The organism is Sinorhizobium americanum, assembly GCF_001651855.1.
Taxonomy (GTDB): domain Bacteria; phylum Pseudomonadota; class Alphaproteobacteria; order Rhizobiales; family Rhizobiaceae; genus Sinorhizobium; species Sinorhizobium americanum.
The window spans coordinates 206,146-218,637 of record NZ_LNQC01000081.1 but is presented as its reverse complement, the minus strand read 5'-3'; the positions used below and the strand labels follow the sequence as shown (position 1 = coordinate 218,637).

The following is a 12,492-nucleotide window of genomic DNA, read 5'->3' as shown; positions in this document are numbered from 1 at the left end:
GCCGCCCGTCGCGGCCCGACGCTGCTTTAGCAGATATATCAGAGCTGATGTATGGCGATCTCTTCTTCCGCGGCGATCGCCAGCGGATTACGCAGCGCAAGGCCAAAATCCCTGGCCTCGATCTCGAAGACGTCTCCCGCTTCGGTGCGGATGCCGTCGCCGAAGGAAAGCGTCGCGGTCCCGAACATGTGCACATGCACGTCGCCCGGCTCGCGGAAGAGACCGTATTTGAAGTGGTGATATTCCAAGTTGGCGAAGCTGTGCGACATGTTGGCTTCGCCCGAGAGGAACGGCTTTTCCCACAGGACCTTGCCGCCGCGCAGAATTCGCGACGTGCCGCGAATGTCGTCCGGCGCCGCGCCGATGCGGATTTCCGGGCCGAAGCTTGCCTGCCTGAGCTTCGAATGCGCCAGCCACAGGTAATTGACCCGTTCGGTCTTGTGGTCGGAGAACTCGTTGGCGACCGCGAAGCCGAGACGATAGGGTACGCCCTTGTCGGAGATGATGTAGATGCCGGCCATTTCCGGCTCCTCGCCGCCGTCCTCGGCAAAGGAGGGCGAGGTGAGCGGCTGACCGGGGGCGACCGCGGCCGTGCCGTTGCCCTTGTAGAACCACTCCGGCTGAACGCCCTTTTCGCCGGCCTTCGGCTTGCCGCCTTCGAGCCCCATGCGGAACATCCTCATCGAGTCGGTGAGTGTCTCCTCGGCCGCCTCGGTGGTTTTCTTGTGCATCGCATCGCGCGTCGCGGCGGAGCCGAGATGCGTCAGCCCGGTGCCGGTCAGGTGCAGGTGCGCCGGATCGGGATGGGTGATCGGCGGCAGCATCTGCCCTTCGGCATAGGCCGCCTCGAGGTCGATCGTCTCTCCGAGGCCCTTGGCGTCGATGACCGCCTGGAGGTTCTTGCCGCCATTCGCCGCTTTCAGCGCCAATGCGTAGACGCTTTCCGCGTCCTTGACGACGCGCGCCGTTTCGCCCGGCACGCGCACTGCGACTGCAATCGATCCGTCTTGCTTCCTGACTTGGGAAATCAGCACGTCTCTATCCTTCCTGATCGAGTTGGATTCGGGCATCGGGTTTCCATGAGGAAAGGCAATGCTCCGCCTCGAGAGTGGCTCGCGCCACCCAGCTATGACGGCCTTGATCGGCCGCCGATTCATCATGTGGTCAGTGAGAGCTGACCGGATTCCCGATCAGCCCTTGCCCTTGTTCTTGTTGTAGACGTCGAAGAACACGGCTGCGAGCAGCACGAGGCCCTTGATGAGCTGCTGGTAGTCGATGCCGATGCCCATGATCGACATGCCGTTGTTCATCACGCCCATGATGAAGGCGCCGATCACCGCACCGGTGATCTTGCCGACGCCGCCCGAGGCCGAGGCGCCGCCGATGAAGCAGGCCGCGATGACGTCGAGCTCGAAGCCGACGCCGGCCTTCGGCGTCGCCGAATTCAGGCGCGCCGTGATGATCATGCCGGCAAGCGCCGCGAGCACGCCCATGTTGACGAAGGCATAGAAGGTCAGCCGCTCGGTGTTGATCCCGGAGAGCTTGGTGGCCTTCTCGTTGCCGCCCATGGCATAGACCCGGCGGCCGATCGTCGAGCGTGTCGTGACGAAGGTATAGGCGGCGATCAGCACGCCCATGACGATGAGCACGTTCGGCAGGCCGCGATAAGTCGAAAGCTGGAAGCCGATGAACAGGGCGACGACGCCGATGACCGCCATCTGGACCGCGAAGAACACGAAGGGCTCGTTTTCGGTGCCGTGCTGCTCGTTGATCCGGCGATTGCGGATACCGGCATAGATCGCATAGCCGACGAGGGCCAGCACCGCCACCAGCGCCACCATGTTCTTGATGATCTCCGGGCTCGGGTTGAGGAAGTAGAGAAAATCAGGAACGAAGCCGGTCGAAAGGATCTGGAAGTCCTTCGGGAACGGACCGATCGGGCGCCCGCCGAGGACCACATAGGTCATGCCGCGGAACACGAGCATGCCGGCGAGCGTGACGATGAAGGACGGTATCTTCTGATAGGCGACCCAATATCCCTGTGCCGCCCCCATGATGCCGCCGACGACAAGACAGGCGGGAACCACGACAATGGCCGGCAGACCCCATTTGACCAGCATGATCGCCGAAATCGCCCCGACAAAGGCGACGATCGAGCCGACCGACAGGTCGATGTGACCCGCCACGATGATCAGCAGCATGCCCAGCGCCATGATGACGATGAAGGAATTCTGCAGCACCAGGTTCGTGATGTTGACAGGCCTGAAGAGAACGCCGCTGGTGACGAACTGGAAGAACAGCATGATGATCACGAGGGCGACCAGAAGGCCGTATTCGCGGATGTTGTTCCTGAGGTAGTCCCCGATCGACGGTTTGGTGGTGTGGGTGCTCGTATCGGCGACCATTAGTGTTTCTCCCCTGAACGCATGATGGCCCGCATGATGGATTCCTGACTTGCTTCCTCCTTGGAAAGCTCCGCCACGATGCGGCCCTCGTTCATGACATAGATGCGATCGCAGGTTCCGAGCAGTTCCGGCATTTCCGACGAGATCATCAGGATGCCTTTGCCCTCGGCTGCGAGCTGGTTGATGATGGTGTAGATCTCATACTTCGCGCCGATATCGATACCGCGTGTCGGCTCGTCGAGTATGAGGACTTCGGGATTGGTGAACAGCCACTTGGACAGTACGACCTTCTGCTGGTTGCCACCCGAAAGGTTTACCGCCTCCTGATAGATCGAATGCGAACGGATCCGGAGCTTGGTGCGGTAGTCGCCCGCAACCTTCCTCTCCTGGCGCTCGTCGATCACGCCGTTCGCGGCCACCGCGCTCAGATTGGCGAGCGTGGTGTTCTCCTTGATATTGTTGATCAGCACGAGACCAAGCTGCTTGCGGTCTTCGGTCACATAGGCGAGACCCGCCTTGATCGCTCGCGGAATGGTGCTGACGTCCACAGGCTGACCGCGCATCGTCACCTCACCAGTGATCTTGTGGCCCCAGGACTTGCCGAAGATGCTCATTGCCGTCTCGGTGCGGCCGGCGCCCATCAGCCCGGCAATGCCGACGACCTCGCCGGCGCGGACCTTGAAGCTGACATCGTGGAGGAACTGGCGGTCGCGATGATGCTGGTGAAAGACGTTCCAGTTCTTCACCTCGAGCAGCGTATCGCCGATTTTCGGCTCGCGCGGCGGGTAGCGGTCTTCCATGGCGCGGCCGACCATCCCCTTGATGATCCGGTCCTCGCTGATGTCTTCCTTGTGGCAATCGAGCGTCTCCACCGTGCCGCCGTCGCGCAGGATGGTGATCTGATCGGCGACCTTTTTGATCTCGTTCAGCTTGTGCGAGATGATGATCGACGTCATGCCCTGGTTGCGGAACTCCATGAGCAGCTTCAGAAGCGCGTCGGAGTCCGTCTCGTTGAGCGAGGCGGTCGGCTCGTCGAGGATCAGCAGCCGCACCTTCTTGGAAAGCGCCTTGGCGATCTCCACCAGTTGCTGCTTGCCGACGCCGATATCCGTGATCAGCGTCGCCGGGGATTCGGTGAGGCCCACCTTCTTAAGCAGCTCCTGCGTCCGGGAGAAGGTCTGCGGCCAATGGATGACGCCCTTATCGGCGATCTCGTTGCCGAGGAAAATATTCTCGGCGATCGACAGCAGCGGAACGAGCGCCAGTTCCTGGTGGATGATGATGATGCCGAGTTCTTCGCTGTCGGCGATCGTGCTGAAGCGCCGCTCCTCGCCGTCATAGTGGATCTCGCCTTCGTAGGTGCCGGCGGGATAGACGCCACTCAGCACCTTCATCAGGGTCGACTTGCCGGCGCCATTTTCACCGACCAGGGCATGGATCTCGCCTTCGCGGACCTTGAACGAGACATTGTCCAGCGCCTTGACGCCCGGGAACGTCTTCGTGATGCCCCGCATTTCAAGAATGATATTGTCCATATTCAGCCATTCCAGCGGCAATCTGCGACAGACTGCTGGCTTCCACCCGCTGCATGGCCCCCGCATCGACGGAGATCCGGGGCACCCATGAGCAGTTCAAATTATCACAGCGACCATGGTGCGTCTGCAAAGATGCAGGTCGCGTCAGGCGAAAGGGTCCGCGGTCAGCCGCGGACCCTTGAGCCAGATCAGTTGTTGATCTGATCTTCCGTGTAGTAGCCGGAGCCGACGAGAACGTCCTTGGCATTGGTCTTGTCGACCGAGACCGGCTTCAGCAGGTAGGACGGAACGACCTTGACGCCGTTTTCATAGGTCTTGGTGTCGTTCACTTCCGGCTCCTTGCCACCCATGATCGCATTGACCATGCCGACAGTGACCTTGGCGAGCTCACGAGTGTCCTTGAAGACGGTGGAGTACTGTTCGCCGGCGAGGATCGACTTGACCGACGGCAGCTCCGCATCCTGGCCGGTGACGATCGGCATCGGCATGTCGCCGGAGCCGTAGCCAACACCCTTCAGGGCCGAGATGATGCCGATCGACAGGCCGTCATAGGGCGACAGAACGCCATCGACCTTGGCATCGGTGTAGGTGGACGACAGCAGGTTTTCCATGCGGGCCTGGGCAACTGCACCGTCCCAGCGCAGCGTACCGACCTGGTCCATGCCCATCTGGCCGGACTTCACGACGATCTTGCCGCTGTCGATCAGCGGCTGCAGAACCGACATCGCGCCGTCATAGAAGAAGAAGGCGTTGTTGTCGTCCGGCGAACCGCCGAACAGTTCGACGTTCTTCGGCTCCTTGGCTTCCTCGAGCTTCAGGCCCTGGACGAGCGAGGTGGCCTGCAGAACGCCGACCTGGAAGTTGTCGAAGGTGGCGTAGTAGTCGACATTGCCGGAATCGCGAATCAGGCGGTCATAGGCGATGACCTTGACGCCGGCGTCGGCGGCCTTCTGCAGGATGTCGGAGAGCGTCGTGCCGTCGATGGCGGCGATGACGAGAACTTTCGCGCCCTTCGTCACCATGTTCTCGATCTGCGCGAGCTGGTTCGGAATGTCGTCGTCGGCGAACTGCAGGTCCGGCGTGTAGCCGGCTTCCTTGAACAGCTTCTCCATGGTTTCGCCGTCGGAAATCCAGCGGGTCGACGTCTTCGTCGGCATGGAAATGCCGACCGTGCCCTTGTCCTGGGCAAATACCGGCGCAGCGAAGGCTGCGACGGACATCGCCGCGGCTGCGAGAAGCGAAGTAATCAATTTCATCAGATCTCTCCCTGAGTGTTGAAGCCGGCGGCCGGAGCCCCCGTCATATGCGCAGCGATTCACCGGTCCGGAGAGATCGTCCCCGGCGGCGTTTCAAGATAAAGGAAGGTCCTCCCTGTCTTAGCATACTCCCGCATGCGCTGGCGCACATCGGTGGAAACTGGAATCAATTGCCATAACTGTCAAATACAATATCGCTTTGCATGCATACCAAAATTGATATACGACTCTTAAAGAGTGTGATTTATGAGTCTCTTGAATAGCGGGGCCGGTCAATGACCCTCGACAGCAAGCCGAGCGTCGCGATCCAGGCGGGCGACTCCTTCGACACCGGCCTCTTCCGGTCGGGACTGAAGATCAACCACCTGCGACTCATCCTGGCGATCGACGACCATCGCCGCATCAGCGCCGCGGCCGAATCGCTCGGCGTCTCCCAGCCGGCCGCCTCGCGCATGCTCGCCGAAATCGAGGCGATCGTGAAGGCCCCGATCTGCGCGCGGGTAGCCCGCGGCGTCGAATTGACCCGCTACGGCGAAGCGCTCGCCCGGCGGGCGCGGACGATCTTTCTCGAGTTGCGGGAGGCCGCGCGCGAAATCACCGAATTGAAGACGGGGAGCGGCGGTTCGGTGTCGCTCGGCTCCGTCACCGGCCCGGCCCTCAACCTTGCCGTGCCCGCGATCCGCCAGGTTTCGACGGCCTATCCCGGCATCGAGATCAATGTGCAGATCGACAACAGCAATGTCTTGACGCGCGAGCTGCTCGCTGCACGCCACGACTTCGTCGTCGGCCGTATCCCCGACGACCTCAACCCCCGGCTCTTCAACCTCGTCGAAATCGGCTTCGAGGAGGTTTGCCTGATCGTTCGCCAGGGCCACCCGCTGCTCGACCATGCTTCCGCCAGCGCCGACGACTTGCCCGGCTATGATTGGGTGTTTCAGCCGCCGGGCACGCTGCTGCGCCGTGCCGTCGAGGACAGCTTCATCTCGGCCGGCGTCCGGCTGCCGTCGACCGTCATCAACACATCCTCGATCATCCTGACCCTGTCGATCGTCCGCAACACCAACGCCATCGCCCCTGTGGCGCTGGACGTGGCGAAGCTCGTCGCCGGCAACGGCACCCAGGCCGGAGAAATCCGCATCCTGCCGACCGAGTTCCCGATCCGCATCAAGCCCTACGGCCTGATCACCGCCGAGGGCCGGGCGCTCCCCCCGAGCGCGAAACTGCTCTACGACCTGATCCTCAAGCAAAGCCGCACGTGATCAGCCCCGCATAATCCTGGGCCAGCAAGATCATTCGGCTTGCACGCGCTCTTCGCGCGCGGCAGACCACGGGAGACGCCATGTTCGGCATGTCGGTGTTTCAATCGGTACTCGAGCGCCTGAAGACCGAGCAAAGCCTGCTGGGCGACGTGGAGGCTGGCGGGGATGAGACGGCGTGCGAAGGCCCGGGATCGCCGATCGGCCGTTCGAAGGCATTTGTCGTCGAGACGCCGGCACGAACGACCGCTCCGTTCGCCGCGGTCGAGAGAGCCTACCTGGACCTCGCATCGGCCGAACGGAGCGAGGAACCGTTCGTGATGCCCGACCACTTGCAGCGCACGAGCCTCACCGATGTCGCCGCCGAACTTGATCTCGGCGAAGGGGAAACCGGGCTGACGCTCGCTGCCAAGCGGCGCCGCTTTGCGGCCGCGAACCACCCCGACCGGCTGCCGCCGGAGTTCCGGTTAAACGCGACCATCCGCATGAAACTTGCCAACATGCTGATCGACGAAGCCTTGCGACGGCTCGGCCAAGCGGCGAACTAAGTTGCGCTACTTCGGCTCCTCACCCCCGCCGGTTCCTTTTTCCTCAGCCTGCTTCGGCCTGTAGAAGATCAGCAGTGCGGCTCCGGCATAGGCGGTCACGACGAGGAAGATCGTCGCCCACATCATCTGGCCGCCATAGAACTCGACAGCCGTCCACACCGCACAGAAGGCAACGATAAGGAGTCGGATCCACAGGGGTCGATAGAACGGATGATCCGGATCGATGAATTTGATCATGACATTGCCTCTGACGACACTCAGCGCCTTGCCCCTCCGTCTATCGCAAAATTCGCGGGATCGATACCGATTAATGGACAAATTGTTCGGCAATCGTCGGCGTCGGGAAAGGGCGCCGAAAAGACGAACGGCGGGGATCGACGAGCGTTGTCTCCGGCTTGACGCCCGAACTATAAATGGAATAAACATTCTGAAAATGCAAACGGCGGCCGTTTCGTTCCGATTTGATCCGCGTCCCATGAGGCAGAATGCAGGTCGGACGTGACGGCGTGGGAGAGAGGCGCAAGGTGCGGGAACCGCCGCTCGCCCCTCTCATCGGTTGGAATTCCGCGGACGCCACTGCGCCCGCAACGCCTCTGCGCGATGAGCGTCAATATCATCGCGCACCCACCCGGTCTGCGACCGGAATTCGAGAGAGACGAAGATGACAGTGAGATTTGGTCTTCTGGGCGCCGGACGTATCGGCAAGGTTCACGCGAAAGCCGTCAGCGGCAATCCGGATGCCGTCCTTGTCGCGGTTGCCGATGCGTTTCCGGCGGCGGCGGAGGCAATCGCCAAGGCCTATGGCTGCGACGTTCGCACCATCGAGGCGATCGAGGCGGCATCCGACATCGACGCCGTCGTCATCTGCACGCCGACCGACACCCATGCCGACCTGATCGAGCGCTTCGCCCGGGCCGGCAAGGCGATCTTCTGCGAGAAGCCGATCGACCTCGACGTCGATCGCGTCAAGTCATGCATGAAAGTGGTCTCCGAAACCGGGGCGAAGCTGATGGTCGGCTTCAACCGCCGCTTCGATCCGCATTTCATGGCCGTGCGCAAGGCGATCGACGCCGGCACGATCGGCGACGTCGAAATGGTGACGATCACCTCGCGCGATCCCGGCGCCCCGCCGGTCGATTACATCAAGCGTTCGGGCGGCATCTTCCGCGACATGACGATCCATGACTTCGACATGGCGCGCTTCCTGCTCGGCGAGGAGCCGGTTTCGGTGACGGCCACGGCCGCCGTGCTCGTCGACAAGGCGATCGGCGACGCCGGCGACTATGACAGCGTCTCCGTCATCCTGCAGACGGCATCCGGCAAGCAGGCGGTCATCTCCAACTCGCGCCGCGCCACCTACGGCTACGACCAGCGCATCGAGGTGCACGGCTCGAAGGGCGCCGTTTCGGCCGAGAACCAGCGCCCGGTCTCGATCGAGATCGCCACCGGCGACGGTTATACGCGCCCGCCGCTGCACGACTTCTTCATGACGCGCTACACCGAGGCCTATGCAAACGAGATCGAGAGCTTCATCGCTGCGATCGAGAAAGGCGCTGCGATTACCCCGTCTGGCAAGGACGGGCTCGCCGCACTCGCCCTTGCCGATGCGGCTGTCCGCTCGGTCACCGAAAAGCGCCAGATCAGCGTCGCCTGAGGCAGGCACTCTGAAAGGACAAAGGCCGGGCGTTCCCGGCCTTTGTTGCTTGAGGCAGATTACGCCTCGACCGACCGAAGAACCGGGGCGTCCGATGACACGTTCGCTGCGGCACTCGGCGCACGTCCCGGACGGCCGGTGAGGAAGCCCTGAACCTGCCGGCAGCCCTCCTCGACGATGATCTGCTTCTGCCGCTCGGTCTCGACACCCTCGGTCACGACCGGCAGGTCGAGGCTATGGCCAAGCGCGATGATCGCCCGGATGATCGCATGGGCGGCGGGGTCTTTGTCGAGCGCCGCGGTGAAGCTGCAATCGATCTTCAGCTTGTCGAAGGGGAAGGTCTGCAGGTTGGCGAGCGAGGAATGTCCCGTGCCGAAATCGTCCATGACGATCCGAACGCCGAGCAGCCGCAGCCGGACGAGCGCCGCCAGCACGTCTTCCCTATTGTGCAGCAGCGCCGCCTCGGTGACCTCCAGTTCCAGCCGCCGCGGTTCCAAGCCGGTGCGTCGCAGGATGCCGGCAATCTGGTCGAAGAGGCTCGGCACGAGAAACTGAACCGGCGAGATGTTGACGGAAACCGGCAGCGGCTCCGTCCAGCGGACCGCTTCGGCGCAGGCCTGTTCCAGCACCCATTCGCCGATCTGGATGATCGAACCGCTTTCCTCGGCGATCGGAATGAAGACATTCGGCCCGATGAGCCCGCGCTCCGGATGCCTCCAGCGCAGCAGCGCCTCGTATCCGACCACGCGATCGTCACGAACGTCGACGAGCGGCTGGTATTCGAGGAATAGTTGATGCCTGAGGATCGCGTGCCGGAGGTCGGTCTCCATCTGGCGGCGCGAGCGCACCGCCTCGTCCATTTCCGCATCGAAGAAGCAGGCGATACCCTTGCCCGTCTGCTTGGCCCGGTAGAGTGCCGTATCGGCATTGTTGCAGAGCCGCTCGGCCGTCGCTCCGTCAGCGGGATAGATCGCGACGCCCATGCTGACGCCGACGGCCATCGGATCGCGGTGTGTATCCATCTCCTCGGCAAAGAGCCGCAGGAAGCGGTCCGACAATTGCCGCGCCGCCTCCGGCTGGGCGGCGCCGGTCTGCAGGATGGCGAATTCGTCGCCGCCGAGCCGCGCGATCGTATCGGCCTCGCCCGCGGCGGCGCGCAGGATATCGGCAACCTTGCGCAGGATCCGATCGCCTTCGCCATGGCCGAATATATCGTTGACCGCCTTGAACCGGTCGAGGTCGAGACAGAAGATCGCGAGTTGTTCATTCCTCGCAGCGGCGACCGTCAGCGCCTGGCGCATCCGCCTTTCGAAGGAACTGCGGTTGGAAAGATCCGTCAGCGCGTCATGATGGGCGAGATGCTCGATCGTCCTTTCGGCCTCCTTGCGGGCGCTGAGGTCGCGCACGAAGATCACGTCGGATTGCCGGCCGCGATATTCGATCGTCCGGCAGAGGTGTTCGACCGGGACAAGCCGCCCGTCGGCCCGGACCAGTTCGACCTCCGCGGAACCGCTCTCGATCTGGCGCTCGCGGCCGTGCGATGAGGCGAAGAGTTCTTCCGGCTTTCTGCCGATGAGATCGGCCACCTTCATGCCGCAGAGGCCGACGAACCGCTCGTTCGCATCGATGATCCTGCCGTTGCAGACGATCATCATCCCTTCGAGCGACGCGTTGGCGAGGCCACGCAGGTCGGTCAAATGCCGATCTATGAAGAGCGCGCCCAGCGCCGTGAGGATCAGCGTCGTCGAAGCCACGACGACACCGCCGGCGAGCCAGACAGGATCAAAGGCATCCGCTGCCGTCGCGCTCGGATCGGGCACCAGGGTGACGCCGCTCATCGAGGTGAAGTGCAGGACGCATATCGCCAGCACGAGCAGCAGCGTCGGAACGACCAGCTTGCGCACGCCGCCGAGAGCCTGAAAGGTATGGAGCGCAAAGGCGGCGATCAGCGGCCCGACGACGACGGCGGCGAAACTCATCTGCGGATCGAAATCGATGCGCGCCTGCGTCTCGACGGCGCGCATGCCCGTCACATGCATGGCGGCGATGCCGAGGCCGAGGAAAATGCCGGCGCCGGGGAAGGCGTAGCGGGAGGTGCCGAGAAGGGCGCCCGCAAAGGCGAGCCCGGAGGCGACCACCGCGACCAGCGCCGAAAACAACGTACCCCAGGCATCGTAGGCAATCGGCACGCCGCCATCATAGGCGAGCATCGCGATGAAATGCGTCGACCAGACCCCGACGCCGCAGGCACAGGCGCAGGCTACGGTCCAGAGGTGCCGCTGGAGGCCCTCGCTGCGCTCGGCGCGCTGCAAGAGCAGCATCGTCGCCGCGCTACCAGCCAGACAGACGATCGCCGCCACCGCAACCAGGCGCCAGTCGTGACGATCGCTTATGCATGCAATTACTGAGAACATGGCCGTCTCCCGTCCCGGAAACAGCTTGGCAAGCAGACGCTAAATAACTGTAAATTGCACCAGTATGATAATTCGCCTCTGGAATGTCTGACGCCTGAATTACCTAGGAATGCCCGGCGGCCGTGATGTCGCTGTCGACCGCGCTCAAGGCGCGGTCGAGATGGCCGTCGAAGACAAGCCGCTGCTCGTCGCCGACGACGGTGATCTCCGGCAGGCCTTCGAGGCGCACCTGCAAGGATTGCGCGAGCCCCTCCTCCACCCCCTTCTGCAGCAGGTCGAAATAGCGCGTCCCCTGCCCTGTGATGTAGATCGGCATCGGTTCGTAGAGGCTCAGCATGCGCGAAATGCCGTTTCCGAGCGCGATGCCCGCCTGGCGGAAGGCATAGCCGGGCATGCGCTGGCCCTGCCGCGCGCCGGCGGCGATCTTGTCCATTTCGGCAAGCGGCACGAATTTCGCCGGGATCGTGTCGGACGGCACCTCGAAGGCGGCGCGCAAGATGCCGTAGAAACCCGCCGCCGCCTCGATGCAGCCATAGGCGCCGCAGCGACAGAGACCCGCTGACGAGGCGTGCAGCATATGCCCGAAATTCGGCGCGGAAACGTCGAGCTCGCCCGACCGCCCCCTTCGGGCAAGACCGAGACCGATGCTGTGGCCGAGCGAGATGGCCGCCAGCCCCTTGAAGGCGTCGCCCTTCTCTTCTGCCTTGGCCGCCAGCGCCTGGGCGACGAGCAGTGTCTCGTTGCTGAGCATGATCCGGGCCCGCCAATCGGGCCGGAGCAGTTTCGAAAAATCGAGTTCTTGGCGGCCGAAGACCGGCGACCAGAGGAGCCGCGCCCCGTCGCCCGCCACCAGCCCCTTGCTGCTGATCGAAACGGCAAGCACCCCCTCTTTCTCAATGCGCGAGCGCTGCAGCAGACGCTCGAGCGCCGCCAGGAAAACCTGGCCGAAAGCCGCCGCGTCGCCGGCGTCATGGCTTCGCGCCTCCTCGAAGCGATCGAGGAGCACGCCGCCATAGTCGGCCAGCGAATATTGAACGATGTCGGAGGAGATCCGCACGACGATCACGTAGCCGCAGTCCCGCCGCTGCGCAAAGAGAACGCGCGGCCGCCCCCTGCCCCCTTGAACATGCTGCTCGGTCTTGGCGATCGTACCCGACCGTTCCAGTTCGGCGGTGATGACGGAGATCGTCGCCGAGGCAAGGCCGGTCTGCTCGGCAATCTCCGTATGGGACAGCGCGCCCTTTCGCCGAAGCGCAGAAAGCACGAGCGCAGTGTTTTGCTGACGCACGACTTCGGTGCTCGTTTTGGTCAGCATTGCACGTCCCTGGGCTTGGCGGATTGCGCGATCACGTGCCCTCTCAAAGCATCTGTTGACTGGCGAAACAAGACGTTACGGGCCTTGTTGACAGCCTTCTAAAACTCTG

At 63.0% G+C, this 12,492-nt stretch carries 10 protein-coding genes; 3 read left to right on the top strand and 7 right to left on the bottom strand.

Annotated features, from left to right (window positions below):
* Nucleotides 1–38: 38 nt before the first annotated feature.
* The 4 genes from araD1 to chvE all read right to left on the bottom strand — a co-directional run bounded on the left by araD1 (nucleotide 39) and on the right by chvE (nucleotide 5,196).
* Nucleotides 39–1,034, bottom strand: coding sequence for an AraD1 family protein (gene araD1 / locus ATC00_RS29515; RefSeq protein WP_064255436.1), 996 nt, complete (start codon nucleotides 1,032–1,034; stop codon nucleotides 39–41).
* 156 nt (nucleotides 1,035–1,190) lie between these two features.
* Nucleotides 1,191–2,405 carry a multiple monosaccharide ABC transporter permease gene (mmsB, locus tag ATC00_RS29510; RefSeq protein WP_037387529.1) on the bottom strand — a complete coding sequence of 405 codons (1,215 nt, stop codon included), beginning with the start codon at nucleotides 2,403–2,405 and terminating at the stop codon, nucleotides 1,191–1,193.
* On the bottom strand, nucleotides 2,405–3,940 hold the full coding sequence (gene mmsA, locus ATC00_RS29505) for a multiple monosaccharide ABC transporter ATP-binding protein (protein WP_037387939.1): 1,536 nt from the start codon (nucleotides 3,938–3,940) through the stop codon (nucleotides 2,405–2,407). The genes mmsB and mmsA overlap by 1 nt, the downstream gene beginning before the upstream one ends.
* A gap of 188 nt (nucleotides 3,941–4,128) precedes the next feature.
* Nucleotides 4,129–5,196 (bottom strand): multiple monosaccharide ABC transporter substrate-binding protein, encoded by a 1,068-nt coding sequence (chvE, locus tag ATC00_RS29500; RefSeq protein ID WP_037387531.1) that lies wholly within the window; start codon nucleotides 5,194–5,196, stop codon nucleotides 4,129–4,131.
* Between the two features lie 275 nt (nucleotides 5,197–5,471).
* Between chvE and ATC00_RS29495 the strand changes: the two genes are divergently transcribed.
* Nucleotides 5,472–6,455, top strand: coding sequence for a LysR family transcriptional regulator (locus ATC00_RS29495; RefSeq protein ID WP_037387533.1), 984 nt, complete (start codon nucleotides 5,472–5,474; stop codon nucleotides 6,453–6,455).
* Nucleotides 6,456–6,535: 80 nt separating this feature from the next.
* Nucleotides 6,536–7,000, top strand: coding sequence for a hypothetical protein (locus ATC00_RS29490; RefSeq protein ID WP_037387535.1), 465 nt, complete (start codon nucleotides 6,536–6,538; stop codon nucleotides 6,998–7,000).
* 6 nt (nucleotides 7,001–7,006) lie between these two features.
* Here ATC00_RS29490 and ATC00_RS29485 read toward each other — a convergent pair whose 3' ends face one another.
* Complete coding sequence (locus ATC00_RS29485; protein ID WP_037387537.1) at nucleotides 7,007–7,237, bottom strand: hypothetical protein; 231 nt, start codon at nucleotides 7,235–7,237, stop codon at nucleotides 7,007–7,009.
* A gap of 424 nt (nucleotides 7,238–7,661) precedes the next feature.
* Between ATC00_RS29485 and iolG the strand changes: the two genes are divergently transcribed.
* Entirely contained in the window at nucleotides 7,662–8,654 is a 993-nt protein-coding gene (gene iolG, locus ATC00_RS29480; protein WP_037387540.1) for an inositol 2-dehydrogenase, read from the top strand.
* Between the two features lie 59 nt (nucleotides 8,655–8,713).
* Here the strand turns inward: iolG and ATC00_RS29475 are convergent, their stop codons facing one another.
* On the bottom strand, nucleotides 8,714–11,068 hold the full coding sequence (locus tag ATC00_RS29475) for a bifunctional diguanylate cyclase/phosphodiesterase (protein WP_064255373.1): 2,355 nt from the start codon (nucleotides 11,066–11,068) through the stop codon (nucleotides 8,714–8,716).
* A gap of 103 nt (nucleotides 11,069–11,171) precedes the next feature.
* Nucleotides 11,172–12,383: an ROK family transcriptional regulator gene (locus ATC00_RS29470; protein ID WP_064255372.1), complete on the bottom strand. Its 1,212-nt coding sequence runs from the start codon at nucleotides 12,381–12,383 to the stop codon at nucleotides 11,172–11,174.
* Nucleotides 12,384–12,492: the final 109 nt, after the last annotated feature.